Annotated in this window: 24 protein-coding genes, 2 pseudogenes and 1 riboswitch; of the genes and pseudogenes, 6 read left to right on the forward strand and 20 right to left on the reverse strand. The window is 39.0% G+C overall.

What is annotated here, in order from left to right; genetic code table 11:
- Positions 1 to 184: 184 nt before the first annotated feature.
- The 7 genes and pseudogenes from BLL40_RS17990 to BLL40_RS05095 form a co-directional block, all read right to left on the reverse strand.
- Positions 185 to 1,000, reverse strand: a complete 816-nt coding sequence (locus tag BLL40_RS17990; protein ID WP_073710846.1) for a methyl-accepting chemotaxis protein — start codon at positions 998 to 1,000, stop codon at positions 185 to 187.
- Positions 1,001 to 1,020: 20 nt separating this feature from the next.
- Positions 1,021 to 1,107: riboswitch (cyclic di-GMP riboswitch) on the reverse strand.
- Positions 1,108 to 1,249: 142 nt separating this feature from the next.
- Positions 1,250 to 1,614 (reverse strand): annotated as a pseudogene (locus BLL40_RS17735) (transposase); the annotation flags it as partial.
- A gap of 95 nt (positions 1,615 to 1,709) precedes the next feature.
- A complete protein-coding gene (locus tag BLL40_RS05075) occupies positions 1,710 to 2,864 on the reverse strand; it encodes a DUF4317 domain-containing protein (protein WP_073710848.1) in 1,155 nt (384 codons plus the stop codon).
- 373 nt (positions 2,865 to 3,237) lie between these two features.
- Positions 3,238 to 4,335, reverse strand: coding sequence for a GerAB/ArcD/ProY family transporter (locus tag BLL40_RS05080; protein WP_073710849.1), 1,098 nt, complete (start codon positions 4,333 to 4,335; stop codon positions 3,238 to 3,240).
- 517 nt (positions 4,336 to 4,852) lie between these two features.
- Positions 4,853 to 5,044 carry a hypothetical protein gene (locus tag BLL40_RS17335; protein WP_073710850.1) on the reverse strand — a complete coding sequence of 64 codons (192 nt, stop codon included), beginning with the start codon at positions 5,042 to 5,044 and terminating at the stop codon, positions 4,853 to 4,855.
- 185 nt (positions 5,045 to 5,229) lie between these two features.
- Entirely contained in the window at positions 5,230 to 5,682 is a 453-nt protein-coding gene (locus BLL40_RS05090) for a GNAT family N-acetyltransferase (protein WP_073710851.1), read from the reverse strand.
- A 267-nt stretch (positions 5,683 to 5,949) separates the two neighbouring features.
- Positions 5,950 to 7,170 (reverse strand): S-layer homology domain-containing protein, encoded by a 1,221-nt coding sequence (locus BLL40_RS05095; protein WP_073710852.1) that lies wholly within the window; start codon positions 7,168 to 7,170, stop codon positions 5,950 to 5,952.
- Positions 7,171 to 7,849: 679 nt separating this feature from the next.
- Here BLL40_RS05095 and BLL40_RS05100 point away from each other — a divergent pair.
- The 3 genes from BLL40_RS05100 (at position 7,850) to BLL40_RS05115 (ending at position 9,819) form a co-directional block, all read left to right on the forward strand.
- Complete coding sequence (locus BLL40_RS05100; protein ID WP_073710853.1) at positions 7,850 to 8,068, forward strand: hypothetical protein; 219 nt, start codon at positions 7,850 to 7,852, stop codon at positions 8,066 to 8,068.
- Positions 8,069 to 8,408: 340 nt separating this feature from the next.
- Complete coding sequence (locus BLL40_RS05105) at positions 8,409 to 8,822, forward strand: DUF3888 domain-containing protein (RefSeq protein WP_073710854.1); 414 nt, start codon at positions 8,409 to 8,411, stop codon at positions 8,820 to 8,822.
- 889 nt (positions 8,823 to 9,711) lie between these two features.
- Positions 9,712 to 9,819 carry a YjcZ family sporulation protein gene (locus BLL40_RS05115; protein ID WP_073710856.1) on the forward strand — a complete coding sequence of 36 codons (108 nt, stop codon included), beginning with the start codon at positions 9,712 to 9,714 and terminating at the stop codon, positions 9,817 to 9,819.
- A gap of 148 nt (positions 9,820 to 9,967) precedes the next feature.
- Here BLL40_RS05115 and BLL40_RS05120 read toward each other — a convergent pair whose 3' ends face one another.
- From BLL40_RS05120 to BLL40_RS05135, 5 genes are all read right to left on the reverse strand, one after another.
- Positions 9,968 to 10,264 (reverse strand): hypothetical protein, encoded by a 297-nt coding sequence (locus tag BLL40_RS05120; protein ID WP_073710857.1) that lies wholly within the window; start codon positions 10,262 to 10,264, stop codon positions 9,968 to 9,970.
- A 104-nt stretch (positions 10,265 to 10,368) separates the two neighbouring features.
- The gene (locus tag BLL40_RS05125; protein WP_073710858.1) at positions 10,369 to 10,812 is read right to left on the reverse strand and encodes a DUF1064 domain-containing protein; all 444 of its coding nucleotides are present in this window, start codon (positions 10,810 to 10,812) and stop codon (positions 10,369 to 10,371) included.
- Positions 10,813 to 10,938: 126 nt separating this feature from the next.
- Entirely contained in the window at positions 10,939 to 11,673 is a 735-nt protein-coding gene (locus tag BLL40_RS05130; RefSeq protein ID WP_073710859.1) for a DUF6843 domain-containing protein, read from the reverse strand.
- A gap of 177 nt (positions 11,674 to 11,850) precedes the next feature.
- Positions 11,851 to 12,024, reverse strand: coding sequence for a hypothetical protein (locus BLL40_RS17340; protein ID WP_159434193.1), 174 nt, complete (start codon positions 12,022 to 12,024; stop codon positions 11,851 to 11,853).
- 215 nt (positions 12,025 to 12,239) lie between these two features.
- A complete protein-coding gene (locus tag BLL40_RS05135) occupies positions 12,240 to 12,497 on the reverse strand; it encodes a DUF2533 family protein (RefSeq protein ID WP_073710860.1) in 258 nt (85 codons plus the stop codon).
- Between the two features lie 164 nt (positions 12,498 to 12,661).
- Here BLL40_RS05135 and BLL40_RS18190 point away from each other — a divergent pair.
- Positions 12,662 to 13,682: pseudogene (locus tag BLL40_RS18190) on the forward strand (tyrosine-type recombinase/integrase); the annotation flags it as partial.
- Positions 13,683 to 14,034: 352 nt separating this feature from the next.
- Here BLL40_RS18190 and BLL40_RS05145 read toward each other — a convergent pair.
- Entirely contained in the window at positions 14,035 to 14,262 is a 228-nt protein-coding gene (locus BLL40_RS05145) for a hypothetical protein (RefSeq protein ID WP_073710861.1), read from the reverse strand.
- A 140-nt stretch (positions 14,263 to 14,402) separates the two neighbouring features.
- Between BLL40_RS05145 and BLL40_RS05150 the strand changes: the two genes are divergently transcribed.
- Together BLL40_RS05150 and BLL40_RS05155 are read left to right on the forward strand one after the other, a co-directional pair.
- Positions 14,403 to 14,585 (forward strand): hypothetical protein, encoded by a 183-nt coding sequence (locus tag BLL40_RS05150; protein ID WP_073710862.1) that lies wholly within the window; start codon positions 14,403 to 14,405, stop codon positions 14,583 to 14,585.
- A gap of 79 nt (positions 14,586 to 14,664) precedes the next feature.
- Positions 14,665 to 14,901 carry a hypothetical protein gene (locus BLL40_RS05155; RefSeq protein WP_342743113.1) on the forward strand — a complete coding sequence of 79 codons (237 nt, stop codon included), beginning with the start codon at positions 14,665 to 14,667 and terminating at the stop codon, positions 14,899 to 14,901.
- A 34-nt stretch (positions 14,902 to 14,935) separates the two neighbouring features.
- On the opposite strand, the gene BLL40_RS05160 is transcribed toward BLL40_RS05155, so the two are convergent.
- The 7 genes from BLL40_RS05160 to BLL40_RS05185 form a co-directional block, all read right to left on the reverse strand.
- Positions 14,936 to 15,715, reverse strand: coding sequence for an N-acetylmuramoyl-L-alanine amidase (locus BLL40_RS05160; RefSeq protein ID WP_073710863.1), 780 nt, complete (start codon positions 15,713 to 15,715; stop codon positions 14,936 to 14,938).
- Positions 15,712 to 15,951 (reverse strand): phage holin, encoded by a 240-nt coding sequence (locus BLL40_RS05165; RefSeq protein WP_073710864.1) that lies wholly within the window; start codon positions 15,949 to 15,951, stop codon positions 15,712 to 15,714. The genes BLL40_RS05160 and BLL40_RS05165 overlap by 4 nt, the downstream gene beginning before the upstream one ends.
- A 7-nt stretch (positions 15,952 to 15,958) precedes the next feature.
- Positions 15,959 to 16,312 (reverse strand): hypothetical protein, encoded by a 354-nt coding sequence (locus tag BLL40_RS05170; protein ID WP_073710865.1) that lies wholly within the window; start codon positions 16,310 to 16,312, stop codon positions 15,959 to 15,961.
- Between the two features lie 79 nt (positions 16,313 to 16,391).
- Positions 16,392 to 16,544 (reverse strand): hypothetical protein, encoded by a 153-nt coding sequence (locus BLL40_RS17345; protein ID WP_159434194.1) that lies wholly within the window; start codon positions 16,542 to 16,544, stop codon positions 16,392 to 16,394.
- A gap of 14 nt (positions 16,545 to 16,558) precedes the next feature.
- Entirely contained in the window at positions 16,559 to 17,746 is a 1,188-nt protein-coding gene (locus tag BLL40_RS05175; protein ID WP_073710866.1) for a fibronectin type III domain-containing protein, read from the reverse strand.
- 4 nt (positions 17,747 to 17,750) lie between these two features.
- Complete coding sequence (locus tag BLL40_RS05180; RefSeq protein WP_073710867.1) at positions 17,751 to 19,334, reverse strand: phage tail spike protein; 1,584 nt, start codon at positions 19,332 to 19,334, stop codon at positions 17,751 to 17,753.
- A gap of 76 nt (positions 19,335 to 19,410) precedes the next feature.
- Entirely contained in the window at positions 19,411 to 21,717 is a 2,307-nt protein-coding gene (locus tag BLL40_RS05185) for a polysaccharide deacetylase family protein (RefSeq protein ID WP_073710868.1), read from the reverse strand.
- Positions 21,718 to 21,727: the final 10 nt, after the last annotated feature.

Below are 21,727 nucleotides of genomic sequence, written 5' to 3' on the forward strand. Positions count from 1 at the left end.
TTCACACGCTTGAAGTGGGGGTATCCTTGCCGAATAAAGATGAATGACCTATTCTTTAAGTGCATTCACCTACTCCTATAGTTAAATAAAGGGCACAACCAACTCTTCGGCAAAATTGTACGTTAAGATTACAAACCTTAATAGATAAAGGTTAAAGCATAAACGCTTGTTTTCAGTACTCTTTTTATTTAGCCATATTCTCAAATTCTTCAATGTTCTTATTGAATTTAGATTGGGCTTCCATAACTGTTTGTTGCAAATCATCTGTTATTTTACTAACTCTTCCTACTTCTTTTATAATATTTTCTACATTCGAATTCACATTTTTAATTGAATTATCAACATTTCCCGCCAACCTTCGTACCTCATCAGCCACGACTTTAAAACCTCGTCCATGTTCTCCCACACGAGCAGCTTCAATGGCTGCATTTAAGGCTAACATATTCGTCTGAGAAGAAATATTACGTATAATTTTAGATACTTCACTGATTAGATCCGTTTGTTCTTTTAGTGATTCAATGGCTTGTATTTTTTCAGTAGAATTTGCAACAACTATATTTACTAATTCTACGGGCATTTCTTTTAATTGAGAAATGATTTTTCTTGTATTGTTTTCACGTTCCGTAATATTGGTTGCGATTTTAAGAATTGCCTCCACTTTACCCTCTTCATTTCGGACTGGGGTATAGGTAGCTTCGAGCCAAAGTAAATTTTTTTGTTTATCAACCCTTTGGATTTTTTCTTGGAACTTTACTCCCCTTTTAAGATTAGCCCATAGTTCTTCATATTTTCTGCTATTTCTAAACTCTACCGTACAAAATTGTTTATGCTGCATATCTTTCATTTCATTAACTGTATAGCCTAAAGTCTTTGCAAAATTTTCATTTACCCAAATAACTTTTCTATTTAGATTGAATTCTATCATTGCTAAATTTGACTCTAATGCAGCTAAAACAGATGTTTCATTTAATACTTGAGTGCTTGTGTCCATATTAATCATTCATTTATCCCTCTCATTTTAGAGGCAACCCAGCCATCATAACCAATTTGATTTTAGACCTGTCGGCTTTGCGTCCTAATCTTTTGAATAGTTTGCTTTTCACGTCTTAGTAAGTAATAGTTACATTATAACACGCCTGTTGCTTATGAATAATTCCCCATAAAAACAATAAAGAGACGCCTTCTTGTAAAATGTAAGTACAACTAAACATTTACGAGAAGAGGCATCCCTTATGAAACAAAATACCATATAGAACGTACTTCGGGAAATCTGCAGGACGCTGCACATGGCTGATACGGAGTATTTGTCTTAGTTTCGCTTGATGACATTTACTTTCGTCCCTTGATCAGCGCTGCCTGCTTTAAAATATTGTTCTCCATTCGCAATTGCTTCAGCTCTTTTTGGAGTGCCAAAAGTTCCTGCTGTTCAACAGAACGATTGTCCTTTTCTTTGAATGATCCAGATGTTTCGTCTTGATGAATCCACCGATCAAGCGAAGACGGGGTCAGATCATACTCGTTGATAATCGCTCGTTTTAACTTTCCGTTCTAGTGCAGCTGAACCATTTGTTTTTTGAACTCGGGCGTGAAGGTACAGCGCTCTCGCTTGGTCATGATCTGGACTTCTCATCTGTTTTAGGTCAAGTGTACGTGACCTTATTTTTTCTGTCCAGATAAGTATAGACGATCCACCTGTCCCTCAAAATCCACTAGAGTGTCTTTGTTTCTAGTCGAAATCCTTCGACGACTACATCTTCATCGATCTCTACTAATAAGCACCGTTTTCCATTGTAAGTAATATATTTTATATTTTTCAGGTCTTTCGGGCTGACAGATACATCTGCCACCTTCGTATTGATTTTAATGTTTTTTGGAACTAGACTGCTTGCTTTGAACTCATATTTTTCGTCCGCTACGACATCTTTGAAGGCATGTTCCATTTTAGCGGTATCTACTTCTTCGACGCCACTTACCGTTAATATGCGTTCGATGTCCCGATAATCCAACATAGGGGGTTCACTTTCTTCTTCATTTTCCTGCACCATTTTATTAATTTCCTCATAAACATTAGATATGACTATAGAATCTACTTTGTCTCCCATTACTGTTTTTAAGATCTGTTCGAAGCTGTCCTTATCTTCCATAGCAGTAATAATCTCTTCACAGTTGAGAACTTCTTCTATAAATAAACCTTCTGGTTGATTCACTTTTCCTCCACAATAGAGAATATGATTAATATCTGCTGAATCATCATTAAAGGCAGGAAACAAAAAACCTGTTAAGGGGGAAGCCAAATTAATGATGGGATCAACTGCGTTATTCGATTTGAATTCCTTCTCGATGTAATCAAATAGCAAGGCTTTTTTCGGCTGAACGGTTTGATTGAGACTGCAAAGGATAAACTCGTTGGAATAAACCTCATCACTCCCTCCTTCTTCGGATTCCAAATCTCGTTTTCTGATCGCCTTTTGATATTCTCCACGGATAAATGTTACCACTGTATCAAATTCATAAGCAGCATGAGCAAACATTTTCTCGACAATTTTCAGCATGTTTTCGTTCCAATCTTCCGTGGATTCTGCTCGTAACCCTTCAAAAAGAGTCGTTTGTGTGCTGTCTTCCACATCACGCCTGAATTTCAGCTCAAACAATTTGGCGTCAAGATGACCTGTCAAAACCTTTTTAAAGTTTGCTAAAAACAATTCTTGTGTTTCCTGTTCTAACATTTGAAATGGTTGACTGACTTGATGATAAATCTCCCCTGATTCTTTCTTCACATAAACATTGAGGATTTCCTGAATTTTCATAAGAGGATTGTCTAATTTAAATTGCTTTCGGATATTAGTAATGTCTTTTTTATTCATTTATCTCATCTCCCATTCCCCATTATACTTTTCAGACAAGAACATCGTAATACTTAATGTTCTTTCAATTTTAATAGCTGAAAGGAATAAAGTGAAATATTAATATAAATAAAAAAGAATCATTTAACAACTGTACGAATTATATAAAAAATATCCAGACTATGTACCACAAAGTCATCCTGCTTACGACTCTAAGCAGGAGCGAGATAAGGATAGATGGGCTTGTGAACACTAGTTAATAAAAGCCACATCAATATTTGCTGCCACCATTTTAATCCCCCGCCTTTCTCTGGCCATTCTTTTTCGGAGGAGTACCAGCAGCTGGTCGAGATATTGTAACTCAAATGGATCTCTCCATAAAAGTGATCTTATTTTATCTAGAATGCTTTCTGTTTTTCAAAGAAGCAAAGAGGAGAAGAAAAAGGGGAAGGATTACTTGAAATAAAGGAAATATATACGGCAATTCAAAATTTCTCCACTCTTGAGTGTATCCTGTAATACTGCTTGCGACAGCCATGGATACCCATAAAACGACGATTCCCATTGGATAAGTAAGGCGAGAAGGATGTTTCAGCTGAAATAAATGAGCCACGGACAACACCGCCGCATAGAAAAAAATACTTATTTTAATAAAACCAGCGAGAATGACAAAAAGAATAAAATAAATATCTAAACGCTCTAAAAACCCGCCTAATTCAATCATCTGGATCGTCGTTAAAAGAGGGAATTGTGAATGGTAAGTTTGATCAACACCAAGAACGCTTATGTTCATAGCTGTAATAAGAGACAATGTAAAACCACTCATTCCGATTGCCCATAGTCCGGTACGTTTCACTTTTTTACGTTCAGTAACATCAGGAAAAATCACCGTAAATGCGACGACTTGTCCAAATGGAAAGTACAGTGTGTCTGTAAAAGCCGTTTTGATAATCGGTGAAAGCCCTTCTTCGAATATTGGTTTTAAGTTATTAATATCTATAATCTTTGAAAACATAGTTAAAAGGATGATGCTAACAATCAGTAGGCAGATGATAAAAAACAATATTTCACTCGTTCGGGAAAGGACTTCAATTCCTTTGTAAACCGTATAAACAATCGCCACAATGAACAGAGCATTGATGACAAATAAAGGTGTTTCAGGATAAGCAACGGTAACCAACATTTCCCCAAAACCGCGCAATACGCTTGCAGCTGAATACACAAAATAGAGAATAAAAAAGAAAGCCATTAGTTTTCCTAATACAGATCCTAGTAAAATTTGCATATATTCCGTTGGTGAATTATCTGGATAGTAGTAGTAAAGGCGATAATAAATGAGAAATAAGCAAAAACCACCGGCCGTTGCAATGAGAATCGCCAGCCATGCATCCTGTTTCGCCCCACTGGAAAGCGAAAGCACCAAAGCACTACCAAGTTCAAATAAAAAAAGAAGTGTGAATAGCTGATGGGCACTGATTTTCGCTTTTTCCACAGGTGATCACTCCCTTTCCTTTTTCAATGTTATATGCAGTGAATGCATCGTATCAAATTACCTGCCTTTCTTTTTTCATACATATTGTCCAGGTACTTCCTGCCTTATACATATTAGTTGTTTAAGCAGAATGAAACCCGTTTGTAAATGCTGGCGGCTCGATAGAATAACTGGCTGTTACTTTTGGTGTCATTTTCACTGGTTCAGATAAAGTGAAACTTCATTCAGCGGGGGTTAGGTTCACAGGATGTGAATCATGCAGACGTTGTCACAGGACGTGACGATCTTAGTCTGCCTTCCTCTTAGCCCCACTGAATAAAAAGGAACTCAGGTAAAGAGCACCGCATCCTGCGGCAATACCTGAGTGACCGGCTTCAGCCGGCCCGAACCAATCGGACTTTTACGGGCAGTTGATCCTCCGCTTATCCTCCTTTTCTTTTCGACGGCTTGAAGCGGGGGTCTTACTGCCCGTTAATGCGGGATAAATGAAAATAACGATACCTCTCTAGTACCGATTTCACAGCTGCTTTCGTTTTTCCCCCAGTAAATCTCTGCCAAAAAGAACTCCAATTGCTTGCTCATGCGTCCACCATTCCTTTTCAGACATTTCTTGCAGGTTTTTCTGTGCCTTTCTTAAAAGCTCCGACTTATTTTCACTCTCCATATCATGCTTTTCCCAATTAATTAACTGTTCCTTAAAGTGCTTCATACGTTCATCCCCTTTCAAAACGAAAAAAGAGGGCACCGATCACACAGCAATTCAGCTGCTTAATCAGTGTCCTCAGGCTTTCCCTATCTGGGACGTATTCCGTTACGCATATTATACCAAATTTCCAATCGAAAAAATCCCTAATTACTTTTCAATATAATACACGTACTGTTAACTAACAAATTCTACAATTCTTGCGATAATCGAACCATATCCCTGCACTGTATACCATTTTCAAAAATCTTTTCTGAATAGTGTCTGATGAAAAAATCTCTGTCAACACCAGTAATTCTAAAACCACATTTTTGATAGAGCGCTAATTGTCCTATACTTGAATTTCCAGTACCGACTTCTATTGTTCTGTATCCTCTTGACTTGGCTCTTTGAAGGGCATCTATTATTAACTGTTTCCCAATGCCTCTATCGTGATGGGTTTCCATTACGGCAATATTCACTAACTCTACCGTTTCAGGTCTCGTCGGAAGTAACACATAAACTCCGATAATTTGACGTTCATTCTCAGCTAAAAAGCATTCTCCTCTCTGAACATAATCCTCAATAAGTGCCTGAGAAGGGTCTGCTAATAACAATAAATCCAATGGAAGCTCTTCATCTGTCTTTAGTTTCCGAATATCCATATTTCCCCCTAAAAACTGTATTTTCTTTTATTTTATCATATCTTTTTATAATTCCTCAGCTTCTTTGCTTGAATCAGACAATCAACACTACTATATCCGTAAAGTTATTTTTATGAAAACTCCTTGTAGGGGTAATTGTATTATTGATACAAGAAAAGCACTTGAAAGAGAAACTGGTTTCTTTCAAATGCTTTATTGTTTGATTAAGTTGTATCATTTTTATTTACACAATATAAGCATAAAAGACTCATCGTGCCAAGTTTTTCATTATTTCAACGCCGTCATGCCGGCTGTTTCCATTCGCTCGAAAAATGCTGAAATTTGTGCACGGGTAAGCGGCTCATTATAACCGTAATCTTCAAATGTTTTCGAGCCTGTTTTACCAGAGGATAAGTCATGCTTGTACATAAAATCTACTGCAGAGTTCGGTCCATAAAGGGCGCCTTGTGAGGCTGCAATGACTTGGGCTAACTGACCACGCGTCACGGTACTATTTTTGCCTGCGTCTGTTGAATACCCTTTTAAAGGTAAGTTATAGGGCTTAAAAAAATCATAATACTGTTGGGCCCGATGACCGTATGTTGCGCCCGGCTTAAAACCAAAATATTTTGCAGCAATGACCGTTAAATCCGATTCCTTCAGTAGTGATAGCGGTTGGAAACGTCCGTCTGGAAATCCTTGAATCAGTCCTGTCCGGAATGCCCATGTAATGTTCTGGCGTGCCCAGTGGTCTTTTCTAACGTCTTTAAACGCAGGGTACAGCCAATTTTCCAGCTTCCAATGTAGTCTCCGCGGGTTATAGCTGAGCTTTGGCGTCCCCTCTGATGTTAAAAAGAAAACACTCCGCATGTGCCACTTTGTTTCTTCATCCAGAGCGATTCCATTCACAAACCCGTACTTTGAAAACACATTAGGCTCACCGATTTTTAGCATATCCACCGGCAACTGTTTATACCAGTTTTGAGAATCAGTCATGGAAAATTCGTGAATGGTTGTGCCTTCTGGAATGAGAAAATCTTCCATTAAAAACACATCACCAGTCAAATCAGTAGCTTGCGGCTTGCCAAAATGAAAATACCCATATTTATTGTCTTCATCCCAAATATCTTCAAATGCATAGTTACGGAGGCTTCTCCATAGCATCGAATCATTTTCCGCGTCGATTGCTGCCCCTTTTTCACGTGAAGTATAAGCGGCATAGAAACCATCTTTTGAAACAATCATATAATCTTTCGTGTTGTCTGGACGGCCAATGATGTAATTATCTGTTTGTTCATAGATTTTGCTGAAACCATATTTCATATTTTTAAAATCAACTGGCTTATAAGTGTGTGTGTAAACGGCAATGCCTGCACGTTCCCGCAAAATATTATAGACGTCAGGTGTGACTTCCCATTCCGGCTTCTGACTAGGCGTTTCTGCTGCAAGCGCAAAGGACGGGGACAATAAAATCAACGATAAACAAAATAGAATTAAAGACTTTTTCAATTCCTTCTTCTCCTTAACTACGTGATTTCTTTATTTTACCTTTTTTAGTTGATACATAATAGATATTTATTTTTATTTTTTAATATAAAGTGAAACTTCATTCAGTGGGGGTTTTCTTCATCCCCCACTGAATAAAAAAAGAACTCAGGTAAAGAGCACCGCATCCTGCGGCAATACCTGAGTGACCGGCTTCAGCCGGCCCGAACCAATCGGGCTTTTACGGGCAGTTGATCCCCCGCTTATCCTCCTTTTCTTTTCGACAGCTTGAAGCGGGGGTCTTACTGCCCGTTAATGTGGGATAAATATCTATTGACATGCCAGCTCGTTGGAACGAACTGTTAAATCAACAATTTCAGTCAACTTCCATCCAACATTAGTGTTGTTTGCCCGTATCGTCGTACTGCCTATTATTCATTTTCAAAACGTTTTACTTCATGCAACATTTCAGTTTCCTGTGTAGCTTGTCAAGCACCTCCAATGCTTCTTCGCAGCAAACAACATCATCTGGATACTCAATCATTCATTATTTAAAAATACTTTGATCCTTTTTTCATCACTTTTCCCCCCTAATTGATTATTGATTTGTGTCTACTTGATACAATATTGATTATTTTGTATAATTTTTCATTAATTAGAAACATTAATACCGTCCATGACATTTTGCTAAGGAGGGTTGAATATGTCTTTAGATAGTCTCAAAGATCTGTTAGGAACGTTATGTTCTTACAACACGATCGACATTACTCATACCTTTGAAATAGATGGACAATCTATAGCATCGGTTTGTTGCTTAAAAAACACCTCTATCATTGAAGTAACAATGGTTCAAACTCAATCCGTTGAACAATATGAAAATTTAGATGAAGCAGCCGTTGCAATAAAAAGACTGGTGAATTAACAATCCATGTATAAATCAAACGTTAGTCGTCCATAATGTAAACGTGGGGATACGTCACCCCCCACTAAAACTGAATAGTCTTTGATTGAAAGGGATACCTCACTGGTCATTCCTTTCTTTAATGTGACAACTAAACACAATTTGATTTGTCTGTATAACCTTTTATTAATTGGAAATAATTTTATTATCCGGTGCATTTTGCTATGTTAATGTCCGGTTTTTCAAGGTCGGGGTGGAAACCCGGCTTTTTATATTACGTTATGTTCGAACTGTTGATTACATAATTTCTTTAAACGTTGTGAATAACTAATTCATTAAGGTTGAAGGGAAATTAATTAGAATGAAAAAAATAATTATTAGCTTATTTTTATTAACCAGTCTTATTATATTCAGTGAATATGCTCAAGCTGGAACAGAGTATACACCCCAAAATCAGTATCCGAACATAATGGAGCGAGCCTTTCTACGCGAATTAGGTCCATCCATTCTTGAAGCAATGTTTGCAAACGGAGACAAGCAACTATTTAATTCTGAACGTATTGAAAAAATTGTAAGTGATGAGCAAGACGATCACTACGAAGTGACTTTAAGGGTAATTGGTTATGAAGGATCATTTAATCCTCCATATAAACTAATCCGTATTACCTTCCAAATTCCTGGAGTCAACTATTCAGGAAAAAACAGTGTCTTTTCTTACAGTCACAGATTTATTAACTTACATGAACTCCGTGAGCTAACTAAATATAGTAACTGATTATTTTACTCAAGACTTAAAACATTTTATTGTCTTTTTCGCTTTCTGCTATCCTATTTATGCTTTATGGGAGTCTTTCAATGCAGTTATCATATTTAATAAAGGCCATTTGTCCTTAAAAAAATGTCAGTGATAGAAGCTTGCTATTCACGCTGTTTTAATTTGTATAAATTTCTCTTAGTTGGTTAAACTGTTACTGTGTTAAGTTTTCTCATAGGTAAGAACCTTCCATTGTTTACAGCTGAGGACTTTTCCTCAGCTCTTTTTGTATAATATTGCCCAAGGTGGATATACTGTTTTATCATATTCTAACTCTTTTGCAGCCAGGTATTAACCTGGCTGTTTTTTTATGTTTTAGTCCTTGCTTAATGTAATCCGGTAACGCTTGTCCGCATCCTCCACAGTAATTTGCGGGAGTATCTTTAATCTCCCGCCCTATCAAAAGGACATGTAGCTATCTGTATTAGGTATATGTTCTTTATAGCAAATTAAAAATCTCACCCGTGATGTCTGTCCGTTTCCAAGTTACTATGAGGTGCATCTAATAGAGTAAACAAGGAGGTGTTTTTGATGTGTCGTCCTGTTAGACCAATAATCTGTCCCCCGAAGTGCGTATTTCATGATTCCTACATTAAACGCGAGGTTCCTGTTATTCACCCAATCGTAAATGTTAATCGTCAACATATTGTCAACGTTCCTCGTCATATCTATCAGCCTGTGACAAGAAACGTCGTCGTAGATCCAGGCTATATGGATCCATCACAATGTCACTGTCATCACTCACATGGCTGCAATCGTTGCAGATAACAATTTTTAATTTTTATAGGACCATTTGTACAAGATTCAATTCACTTTTTTCGTACTATATTCAAGAAAGGAGGTAATAGTTATGAGTTATGGAAGCTCTGGTGGATATGGATCTAGCTTTGTGCTAATTGTTGTCTTGTTCATTTTGTTAATCATCGTTGGGGCATCTTTCAAGGGTGGCGGATACTGATAGGTAACTAACCATTATCCGTAAGACCCTTTTGAATGAATCTAACTTTTGCCATCTTTCCCTGTCCTGCTGTGGCCACCAATATAGTATTATGCGACTGTATATAGTAAATACAGTCGCTTTTTTAAATTCGATATTTGTGAACGTTTTACGCATCCCGCATCATCCTTTCTCTTAACTCAAAGAACCATTCCTTATCTGCAGTCATGATCGCTAAATCGATCATTGCCTGATAGTCTTCTTTTGCGAGCGTATTATTCATTACAGATATCGATCTTAGTGAAACGATAGCCAGGGTGGGTTCCATCCATTCCGGCTCCCCGTCTATAATTCTGGCCACTTTTATTACGTACGCGGCGATAGTATCCTCCGAAAAATGATCAATATAGCTGATGTACCTATCCTGGCCAGACGCTGCTAAAACCCAATCGCCAATGTTCATCATGCCATTCCTCTCTTAAATTAAGCTGAGTTGTTCGATAAACTGCAATGATTCTTTATCTAAAATGTCATATTGATACACCTGCCTTGCAGCATAACAATCACTTCTTATCGCTTTCTGTTCCATTTGTCTTTGTTGTATTCTATGACTGTCCCTTCCTGCCCGATCGCCTTTTCAAGTAGCTTTCGCCGTAATGTGAAGTCCCTAGGTGCTGGCCCACCTTTGACATCCACAATTTCTGTCCGACCATCCTTGTAATAAACTTTAAATTCCGCCGTGTATTTCGCCCCTGTCTTTGTTTTCTCACCTTTTCCAGAGCAAAGAGTATAATTGATCAACTTCTCTGTTTTCAGGCTTGGCTGCTTGCCTGATCCGTTACAGCGATAGTACATAACTGTGTAAGCTGGAATCACATCGAATACCGGTTGTACTTCAACCTTTTCAACGTCTGGATCTGCTAGCAGACGCATGTAATAATCGGCTTCGAATTTACTATCGAAAAGAATACCGTTTACAAATGTTTTCTTCGCATTCCAGTTACGAGCTCTCATTTAGATGCGTACTTTTTTCATTGATAACTTTATCCTTTTTCATTCGATCCAATGCTGATTTTTAACCAAAGAAAAAAGACCGAAAAAAATCAGTCTGTCTCGTTTATCAATAAGTTTACTTACAGTTTATTGTTCAACTCCGTAGTAATCCCTCAATATTTCATGGATAATCTTTTCTTCACTTTCTTCCGTACCATAACTATCTGTCATAAATTCATCGCTACATTTATCTTTTGTTAGCTTGAAACCTGTATAATGAACATCCATTGCTTCGTCACCCTCAGATGTTGAAAAGGCACCCGTTCCAAATGAGCTCACACATTTATTGCTTATAGGAGTTCGATTACCTTTTTCATCTACATAATAGTATTTATCTGTTACAGTGCCATAATCCATATCAGGTTTCGATGTTACAAAATATCCTTTTTCATTAATGGCATGCACTTCATAACCATCTTCAGTTTCAACCATCAGTGCTCCTTTGATGTTGTAGAATGCAAAAACATCTCCTTCAAATCCTTTAGGTATCAAATAAATATCGTCCGTTTCATTGCTTTTATCAATGATAAAGATAGTTAGCGCTACTATAGTACCTGCTATTACTATACTTAAAAATCCCTTAGTTAGATGGGAAATACGTTTAATCTTCTCCATTAATAAGTGGATAATAAAGGCTATTATACTCAGCATGAGCAAAATTGGAGTGATGTAAATCATTCCGAAGATTAAACTTTCTCCAATTGAAGAATAGTAAATATTTGGTTCTCTTTTTGATAATGGAGTGTAATCTATTACTGAACCAAATAATGAAATAATAAATGATAAAATTACTGATGCGAAAATTACTTTTAGTAACCTCACGGCAGAATGACCCCTCAATCAATTAAATTTATATAAAATTAAAACTTTATCCCATTTCCATATCTGTCCAATATCCTTATCTTAACAAATGATTGATTAGAACAATACCCGAAAGTTTTTGAGCTTCTTATTCAACATAAAAAACCGCACCAGTATAACAACTGATACGGCTCTTCTTTATTGATCTCTTTTTAGCAGTTCTTCTTTTAACTTTCTTGCCTGTTCTTTGATAGCTGCTGTTTTGTCTTTCTGATGCTTGAAGACAAGGCTATTATCTTCTTGCTTTACTTCAACTAGATCCTCTGCTTTTGCTGGGTATCCTAATTTTTCAAATAGAATGACTTCTTCCACTGATTCATCTTACAAGTATGTAATAGATTTTCCAAAATGAACGAATGTCGGTTTGAAAGAAAGTTGAATCGTTTATAAAAAAGATGCACCGAAATTAATAGCGCTTACAATATAAACTCATCTATATAATGAGTGTCAGGCTGTAGAGCGTTTCTCGACAGCCTGAGCATCGAAATTCGGTACTTTTTTCTTACCTCTAAGATCAGTAGATTATTTTACTTTAAAGACTCCACATATGAACGAACCATTTGTGGTGTAACTAATTTACGAGTAGGTATAAACCTTTGGTTAGCAAGCACATTGATTTGCAAAGTGATTTGATTAATTTGGTCTGTTGTAAAATCCTTTTCAGCTTTACATAATTCTATAGCTCTTTGAATATAATCTTCCCGTTGTCGGTCTAAAAGGGAAAATTCAGTAAATACTTGATTTTGTTTTTGCGCATGTAACGTAAGGGCTTTATGTACACTCATGTTCCTTCACTCCTATAATTTTTAATAGCTACTTCTATACATTTTAAACTATCAATTCCACAGTTGATATATATATATATATGTTCAACTTAATTTTCCGACATGACTTTGGAGTTCTCGGGGCAATTGAATAAGGAACACATAACGATCAAAATTTTTTATAAAAGAATCATTACTCTCATAGCAAGCGTGAAAAAACGAAAGGCGGCTTTAAAACGAAAAAAGAAGCACAGCTTGCTGCCCGTGATATGGAGATAGAGATTGAAGAAGGGCTTGAACAGCAGTCTCTCCCGCTTAAATCTTTTTTGCACGAATGGCTGCATGAATATAAAAAAGATACGATCCGTAAAAACACCTTTGATTTGCATGAAGCCAACATCCGAAATCATATTGTTCCGTACTTTAAAAATATTATGTTGAAAGATGTTAAGCCGATCATGTAGCAGAAGTTTTTGAATTCCCTTCACGATGCCGGCTACAGCAAGCGTACGATTGAAATTGTTCATAGTACGATGTATAACGCCATGAGTAAAGCTGTAACGATCGATAAACTTCAAAAGAACCCATGTGAAGGTGTATCGATTAAGGGACTTGTAAAGAAGAAGGAATTGCCATTCATTGATTCAGGTAATATAGCTGCTTTTTTAACAGAGGCTTACCGTTACGGTTACATCTATTGGTTGTTTTTCAGAATATTAATCAAAACGGGCATGCGTAAAGGAGAAGCTGCACATTACAAAAACGCTGAACTTTAAGTTATTCGGCAACACCAAAACATACCAATCTAATCGAACCATCACTATTAGCCAGTCTCTGATTCAGGCGCTGCACCATCACGCTAAACATCAAAATCAACACAAACTCATACTAAACGAAGAATATCATCATGATTTAAATTTAGTCTTGTGCTGGGATGATGGTCATTTCATGCCGAAATCAACCATATTTAATGCTTTCTCCCGCATTTCGACTCGTGCGGGACTTCCACCTCTTCCGATCCATTCCGTGCGTCATACACATGCGGTGTTACAACTGGAATCCGGTGCCGATATGAAATATGTGCAAGAACGTTTAGGTCATGGCAGTATGGCCATTACAGCCGATGTGTATGCTCATGTGTTTAAAAAGATGGAGGAAACGCAAATGAGCCGCTTTGAAGATTTTACGAAAGATTTTCTAGATTGAAATTTTTTTCAAAATTAGATGGGCAAATGATGGGCAACGGAGATGGGCAAGCTAAAAATATGTTTTTTCTGAAAATAAGAAAAACCCCTCAAAGCCAGTTGGCTCAAGGGGTTTAGCTGATTAAAACTGAGTAAGGTATTGTTCACGTTCCCAAGGGTGAACTTGTGTGCGGAACATGTGTTTACTTTTCAAAATTCTTTAATTCAGGCTCACAATCCTTTATTTATAAGCATTTAGCAAATACGTTTTTCAATTTCCATCAATCTTTGCCCAAATATTTTGGTCATTTTTTGGTCAGGATTTTGGTCATTAATTATTTATATTGTTATTGTCACACTAGACCTTTTCTGTGTTATTTTTTAAACATATTTAGTTTTTCCCCGCACAGTTTGGCAACTGCTAAAATGTTCTCAAGCTTAAACATCCTCTCCTGCTTTCTCGTAAAACAATAGGCTTTAATATAACCCTGGTTAATTGCCGTTACGATGATCCGGTGTTTCGTGAACGTATTATCCACAGCCTTGTACATGATCTCAATCGGCATTTTCTCTTCTTTCGACGTAAGCAATAATCCATTCATTTCACAGCCTCCTTCTTCATTTAATTGAATCAAACTAACGTTCTTTGTGTGATATAAAAATAAATGTAGTTTACCCTTATCATTACATATTACCCAGACTTATAGTATTATATTAGTTAATGAACAAAGGAGCTGATTACATGGCAGAGAAAATTGTAATGACTTGTCCGAATTGTGGGAATATGATCAAAGATGAGGAGTACGTAGGAATAACCCACATATATTCTGTTGTTCATTTCGGCTGTGGCTCCATACCTTTACCAGGAGAGGTAGTAATTGAAATTGGCTCTTTTGCAGATATTACAGAGAAGTATCTTGTATGACTGGCTGCGGCCGGTCCTTTCATTTACCTAATCTTTACAATGTATCGGGTCTTCTCTTTATATAATAGAAGGAAAGGAGATGATCCAATTGGAAATACTCAAAGCAGACAAGCAACAGGGCTTATATTGTCTTTGGAATAGCAGAGGTGCAGAAGTGACTGAAACTCTTTTTTTCAATTTGATTTTAAAAAGCATTGTCGATGATAGTAATGGCTGGGACCCAGGATTTTTCGATTGGTATCACGAAGATGAAATCAATTTTGTGGATTGGCAAAGAATTGAGGTTGAGGTTTGGCCCATGGTGATTGTAAAATAAAAAAGCCCCGGTCGCAACCGGGGTATACTTGTGTTTATTTTACTTTGCTCATTCGATGTAACATAGACCACACTTCTTCTCTCGTCACAGGACGTTGCGGGTATGTCCCGTCGCTAATACCATTTTCCTTCGCCCACTTCTGTGCTTCTTCAAAACGCGGTGAAGGTGCTGCGTCTTTTTTGTATTCCACTTCCCTTACCTCCTTTTCGCTTGATGTAACTTGACCTGATCCTGACACAACTGTGCTTGAGCCTGTCACAGATTTAGGAGTTACACCGATTGCTTTTGCGATTCCATCAGCTGTTGCCTGGCATAACGCATTGAGGTACATCTGATTATTAATTAAATTCATATCCTCTTTATTGTCGATGAATGCCATTTCGAGTAGCAAGGCTGTTGCTTTCGTCCCTCTTAACACCGCTAAATCGGGTCGCTTTTTAATCCCGCGATCTTTTACCTTGTATTCATCTAACACTTTTTTAATTTCCGCATGAACAATGTTAGCTTCCTTGTTTGGTGAATACACCAGCGTTTCATAACCTGTTCCCCCACCAGCGTTTAAATGGATCGAAATAAACAGCTTTGCACCTGTTTTGTTCGATACCGCACAGCGGGCTGTTAAATCTCGGCTTTTATCTGAATTTAAGGCTTTATCAGTTGTACGTGTAAAAACAACCTTTACACCCTTCGGCAGACGTTTTGCGATTTCACGACCGATTGTTGCTGCATATTGGTATTCTTGACCATACTTGACAGCTCCCGGATCTGGAAGGCCGTGCCCAAAATCGATGACGACAACGATTTCTTTACTCATTTCAAACCCTCCTTCTTCAATATCTCTTCATTCCGGCGTGCTTTACGAGTGATTGCATTGTTTTGCCACCACGCCCATACAGATGCAACCACCGTGAGTAAAATCGTGATAAAGTTCTCTACCTGCTCATTTTCAAACGGCAGTGGGGAAAATCCGATGAGCACTAATGTCTGATTTAAAAGTGCAACAAAAAGAACGACCGTACGCACGATCGTTCCGTTATCAATATTTTTCATATTTAATTTATCCTCCTCTGTTGATTAACATAACAATCGCCGTTATGATTCCGGCTAAACCTCCCGTCCCCAAAACACCACTTGCTACCCCAACGATAATTTTTTCTCGCGTATCCAGCTGTTTTAATTTAATGTCTTTTTTAGATTCCGTTTCCGCTGTTACTTGATTTAGGTAATGATCTGCAAAAGGTTTTAACAATTCTCTTGTTTCTTTTCCATCTTTCATCACGGTTAATTCTAAGCTCGTTTGCGACGCCTTAATCGATTCGACTTGTTTCGTAAAATCAATCTGTGCATCTTCCACTCTTTTGAGCCGTGGCAAAATATCCTCTTTGATCAGCTGCTCATGTTCTTGTAGCATGTCATTCGCCTCCAATGATGAACCCCTCACTCTCCTATATGAAAATCTATATAAAAAGAGCGCCCGAGATGGGCACTCTTTACTTGGACTCTATTTTTTTCTGTTTTTCCGATTCTAACTCTTCTATTCTCTTTTCCGCAACGATTAGTTTCGCTGTTGCAAATGCTTTTTCTTTCATCAGTTTTTTATTTTCTTCTGCCATCAATCCGAATGCGATTTCCACTTCAGTCATTTGATAATCCCCCTTTAAATCAGTGAATTCAAGCTATCTCTTAATCCATTTAACTGACCCGGTGTTATAAGTGTGCCTTTCGATACCGCTATCGGAAGAGTAACGGGTGGACTCATATCAGCTATCTTAGACCTGGCATCATTAAACTGATAGGCATACGCTATCCCATCACCTACTACGATATCGAAACCATATGAACTCCATCCTTTGTATACCCTCACCTGATTAATTTTCGCCATTAACGCATTCCATTCGTAAGCAGTCGTTTTAAAATCCACGCTAGTCTTCAGCGTGTTCCACTCAAATTTTGATGGTGCATTGGATAACGTTCTACCTGTTACGACAGAAGACCACGGCCCGAATGTACTGCCTTGATAACCACGCACCCTGAAGTGATAATCGGTAACAGGTTCTAATCCCGTTACTTCATGGCTATTGTCGTTTTGGCTATAGGCCGAATACAACCATATGCTGGATGTTGTCTTTTTGTATTGGACTTCGTAATACCAAGCGTTTGAAGCGTATGTCCAGTTAGCTGTTATTGCATTATTCTTAAAATCAGATAAAGTAACGCTAGGAGTCCCAACTATAATCGGGGCTGATCCACTCGTGAAATATAATCTCACCCATGAACTATCGCCGCCATTCCCCCGTAACCTTACCTCTATCCAATAGCTTGTATCATAATTCGGAACGGTGAATGTCATTCTGTGAAAATCCGTATAAGGACTGACACTATACGTATAATCAGGATATCCAGTTATCCAACTCACATCGTATTCAATAGAAGTTGCTTGATTTAACCATTCTGCCTCAATTGTAATATCTTTTCCTGTTAAGGCGTATTGAGACAGCATTACAGACGATGGCGGATCAACAGCGGGCAGTGAATGAGTTGTTTGTCTGTAATAGCCGGTACTTGGTATTCTTACAATCGTACCGAATGAGTTATATCGCGCTTCTGCATAAAAATTATATGCTGATCCGGGGGTTAAGCCCGAAAAACGTTGCTGGCCTGTTCTAAAAGCGCCTATTGATCCACCTGATCCACTATTATTACGCACATCAAATCTTTGCCCTGTTTCGATGCATATAACATCAATTTGATAGTAAAGAGACGGGTTGTATTGTAAATCCTGCACAATAATATCTAAATATGTCTCACCGATCCCGCCTACATCGGGCGTTCGTAAATAAGCCATCTACTCACCCCCATCTCGCAGGTGGTGCATGAGTACCCCAGTCAACACTTGTTGCCGAGTAAAAGCTTACTGCTCCGGCGAAGTATGTGCCGCCCTGCATCGTAATCGTCCCGGAATCCAATGTTAATGAATCGATGCCACTTGAATAAATCCAAGCGTCCGTGCCATTAAATTTAACTGCCTTTGTTTTCCCGTTTCCAGATGTACCGAGTTCAATTGAATCCGCAACTCTCACAATGCCATTTAAATCAATATTCTGTGCTGAAATCTTTACTGCAGCGGCTGTCTGATTAATGCGGGATATCATCTCAATCCCGTTATAATCCGTATAGCTGACTTTGCTGCTGATTTCTCCCGCGTTAAACTGTACTTGTGTTTCCAGCTCTCCAAAATTCTCATCGATCTTTTGAACTTCAAGGGTTATACTGTCTGCTAATTGAGTGATCCGACTATTTGCCGTTAAAATATCACCGTCAAGGCGCCCAACTTCGGACGTAATGCGGTCAGATTCAATTTGGATACGTGCGTACGCTTCAAGAACTTCACCATCCAACCGCTCAACCTCAAATGTAATTCGTTCATTTGTTTGTTCGATTTTCGAGCGGAATTCACGCTTATTTTTATCAATTTCCACTTTGGTTTCGACGAGCACATCTGAAAATGTCGCTTTGACGTTCGAAAGCGTGACAATCAAGCCGTCTTTCTTAAATGGATTACCTTTCCGCTTCATGACCCGTGTTTTAAACTCTATTCCCATTGGCTCATAAATCAGCCAGATGCGGTCACCCAGTCCCGGCACATCTTCATAACCCTGTGCATTCATTTGGGAAACAGACACATCAATCGATATTTGTGGTAGGTACCGTTCACCAAGTTCCTGTTTGGCAAATTCAAGCAAACTTTCTGTTGAGGTCATTTCATCATTTGTGACCGGTTCGGCGTATCGTGGACCATACAAATCGTACGTCGGTGCCCGATATTCTACAGTAACACCATTTCCACCAGTGGCTTTAATCGCTGTAAAAAGGTCCGTTGTATCCACGGAACGCGTTAACTCTTTAATATTGTGTTTATACCGGTACTGAAAGTCCTCATCCTTACCGATCTGCTGCGCAAAAATCAAATGCTTATCCGGCATAATCCTGACTTCACATTTGAGTGTTTCACACATTAAGCGAATAAGCTGCACCACATTGCTGTTGCCGAATGCGTTCAGAAACAACTGTGGTGGAAGATCACCCTGCACCTCGAATGTCCATCCGGTACCGGCAAGAATAAAGGCTGCCTGTTCCTCTGCTGTCCGAGTACCCCCTTGAATGCCCTCTACAAAATGATGAAGCAAATCAAAGAACGTACTATTGGTTTGCACCGTTTTGCTGTTTCGTTTATGGGTCAGGTCTTTTACCCGAAAGCTCTGCCCTTTCAGATCAATGATTGATTCTTCATTTAACAAATCATAACCCGGATCGTCATTTAAAAAAGAAGTGAGCGAGAGCGTAAATGCTCCGTTCACTTCTTCCTCTAAATTCGCATTTTGAATATGGTTAAGCGGCTCACACCGCCCATCTAAATGTGTGACTGATAGCAAATAATCACCTCTTTTCAGTTTTTTATATATCAAAACGAGCGCCCGGATGGATGCTCTTACATAAGCATAAAAAAATTCAACTTTGTACGCTCTCCATATAGCCAACCCATTCAGACAATGTAATGACTTCGATCTCGTCTCGCTTCGTGTACAGGTAATCCAGAATTTGTGTAAAATTGGCTGTTGAATAGTACATGCCATATGGATCTGCAGGCGGCGTATCTGCGATAAGGTGATTGGTAAACACGATGGTTCCACCTGCCGCGATGGTTGTATTAATGTCCGCGATAACAGAAGCGGGTGTCACACCATCAATCAGATTTCGCGTTTTCCCGCGCATTTTGTCCGGTATGACGTTTGAGTCGATCCCTTCCACTAAAGAACGGGCATAGCGTAACGTGTTTCGGAAGTCGAGATCTGCCGCAATGTTTATATGGCCTCCATAAGGATAGGCCAATATTTCAGACGCCCGTGTCCAACCCTCATTGTTCAGCCAATCGCGGCACTGTTCAACCTGTGAAACGGCCGCCGCCGCTGTGCCATTGTTCAAGTTTGGATGGCTATACGTGTGATTGAAAAGATCCCATCCGTACTCATAAAGGTGAGCAAATTGATTGTACGACATCACTTTTTCGTAAGCAGGATCAACAATTTCATCTATCCAAGTAGGTACCACCCCAATGTTCCCCCGGAATCCGCGTACTTGAAGAAGCGGGAACGCCTTTGTATATTGCGATAACCAACCATCATCAAACGTAAAAATAGCTTTCGCCTTGCCTTTTTTGTAGCCAACCATGCTATCAAAAGTAAGTTCACAGCCACCTGTTTCTGCCGGAATGGCCCGGATCTGCATAGATGTTTTTGCCGTGCTTAAGTCGGCCACACCCTCGACTATATAACTAGCTGTATCAATAATGAGCTCGTTCCATCCCTCGGAAAGTTTGCCCTCTCCGATTCGGTAGGAAATGAAGTTTGTATAATCTGCTGTCTCGGCAAAATACAATTCAAGATCCACAATATTGTGAGCATTAACCACGAACAGGTTCACGCGGATCGTTTCCGTTCGGGAAAGATCAATCGGCATCAAATTGTTATTTCGAATGGCCGTCATATTGCTATCTCCCATGTCCATAAGGATTTTGACACCTTGACGCGCGTTCCGCATATGTTCCGTATCCACCTCCATTCGATCACCGTATCGCTTTGCCCATGAACCAAAATCAGAGCCTGTCAGTAAAACTATGCCTTCCGTATTCGCAGGATCAAAAGGCGCTTCATTGTTTTCAGCCTTTAATGCTTTCCCGTTTATGTATACATCACCCTTAAAATAAGATTTCCCTTCCGGTGTCGATCTAAAGGTTTCTGTCCGGGTAATACCGTCAAAATAATCAAGAACAAACGGGCGCAGTTTCCCGCTGCCCCGCGCCTGTATCCGGATCCCAGCCTGCCGGGAATCGACATATCCGTTATTGTAAATGTCCATAAATTCCGGGCCGCCCGATTCCCCGTCTACTTCACGCATAAGGGCAATTGTGGCTTCGTTCCCATTGTTCTCATTCGGTTCCGGTGATACGATTTCCATAACTGTATGCGTTATTCCTTTGCTTTTCACACGGTACAGCTTTGTGTCTTCCCCTGGTAACTCGTAGCCCCCTGTTGCAAAGTCCGGATCGATGTCGGCTTTACCGGCTAACTGTTGAGTAAGAGCAGCTACTGGACCCGGTGTTAATTCCCGAATATATGTCCACGAACCATTCAAATATCGATACACTTTTCCATCGTCCAGCGTCTGTGTTTCGTCTCCGGTCGCCGGTGTAGGATAGGTTGTTGCAATGGTTGCAAAGTTAGCGACTGGCATGAGTGGATTACTTTTGGCTGAGTCAGCTGCTTCAAGCGCAACTACTTTGGCCTGCTCCGCTTCAGCCGCTTTCTCCATTGCAAAATTACCGGCATCTGTTACTGTCTCTGAAGCTTCCGCCACTTCTAAAAACAGCTTTTGTAGCATCGGATAGCCCGATCCATTTTCAAAGTGAGGGCCGAGAGATTCTCTAAAATATATTTTCAGTTTTAACGTGGTAAGACGCTGTTCCCCAGCGTAGAATTGCAATTCAAGATCGCCGAAACCTGGAACTGCCATTTCTTCTGCACCTAACTCATACATAATGATATTATCAACATTGGTTAATAAGCTTGAAATATCAATTCCATCCGGTCGCTTATAAACGGCGTTGATTCGTTCAATGTTAGAAAGATCAGCATTTGCTCCATCATTTTTGATGATGAATTCCAAAACATTCGTGTCATTCTGTGTAAAATACGGCACCGGCACAACGGATTTACTCCGCATATCGATCGTGATGGTTTGCTTATTTTGTACGTTCATTTTTCCACCT

Origin of the sequence: Domibacillus mangrovi (genome assembly GCF_001906925.1) — a bacterium.
GTDB lineage: Bacteria > Bacillota > Bacilli > Bacillales > Domibacillaceae > Domibacillus > Domibacillus mangrovi.

Coding starts and splice junctions, on each gene's coding strand:
- BLL40_RS05165 (WP_073710864.1), bottom strand. CDS start 15,951: ATGAAAAATATTGATAACGGAACGATCGTGCGTACGGTCGTTCTTTTT.
- BLL40_RS05175 (WP_073710866.1), bottom strand. CDS start 17,746: ATGGCTTATTTACGAACGCCCGATGTAGGCGGGATCGGTGAGACATAT.
- BLL40_RS05135 (WP_073710860.1), bottom strand. CDS start 12,497: ATGAGTGTACATAAAGCCCTTACGTTACATGCGCAAAAACAAAATCAA.
- BLL40_RS05125 (WP_073710858.1), bottom strand. CDS start 10,812: ATGAGAGCTCGTAACTGGAATGCGAAGAAAACATTTGTAAACGGTATT.
- BLL40_RS05170 (WP_073710865.1), bottom strand. CDS start 16,312: ATGCTACAAGAACATGAGCAGCTGATCAAAGAGGATATTTTGCCACGG.
- BLL40_RS05105 (WP_073710854.1), top strand. CDS start 8,409: ATGAAAAAAATAATTATTAGCTTATTTTTATTAACCAGTCTTATTATA.
- BLL40_RS05160 (WP_073710863.1), bottom strand. CDS start 15,715: ATGAGTAAAGAAATCGTTGTCGTCATCGATTTTGGGCACGGCCTTCCA.
- BLL40_RS05100 (WP_073710853.1), top strand. CDS start 7,850: ATGTCTTTAGATAGTCTCAAAGATCTGTTAGGAACGTTATGTTCTTAC.
- BLL40_RS05150 (WP_073710862.1), top strand. CDS start 14,403: ATGGCAGAGAAAATTGTAATGACTTGTCCGAATTGTGGGAATATGATC.
- BLL40_RS05075 (WP_073710848.1), bottom strand. CDS start 2,864: ATGAATAAAAAAGACATTACTAATATCCGAAAGCAATTTAAATTAGAC.
- BLL40_RS05120 (WP_073710857.1), bottom strand. CDS start 10,264: ATGATGAACATTGGCGATTGGGTTTTAGCAGCGTCTGGCCAGGATAGG.
- BLL40_RS05115 (WP_073710856.1), top strand. CDS start 9,712: ATGAGTTATGGAAGCTCTGGTGGATATGGATCTAGCTTTGTGCTAATT.
- BLL40_RS17345 (WP_159434194.1), bottom strand. CDS start 16,544: ATGACTGAAGTGGAAATCGCATTCGGATTGATGGCAGAAGAAAATAAA.
- BLL40_RS17335 (WP_073710850.1), bottom strand. CDS start 5,044: ATGAAGCACTTTAAGGAACAGTTAATTAATTGGGAAAAGCATGATATG.
- BLL40_RS05090 (WP_073710851.1), bottom strand. CDS start 5,682: ATGGATATTCGGAAACTAAAGACAGATGAAGAGCTTCCATTGGATTTA.
- BLL40_RS05185 (WP_073710868.1), bottom strand. CDS start 21,717: ATGAACGTACAAAATAAGCAAACCATCACGATCGATATGCGGAGTAAA.
- BLL40_RS17990 (WP_073710846.1), bottom strand. CDS start 1,000: ATGATTAATATGGACACAAGCACTCAAGTATTAAATGAAACATCTGTT.
- BLL40_RS05155 (WP_342743113.1), top strand. CDS start 14,665: ATGATCCAATTGGAAATACTCAAAGCAGACAAGCAACAGGGCTTATAT.
- BLL40_RS05145 (WP_073710861.1), bottom strand. CDS start 14,262: ATGAATGGATTATTGCTTACGTCGAAAGAAGAGAAAATGCCGATTGAG.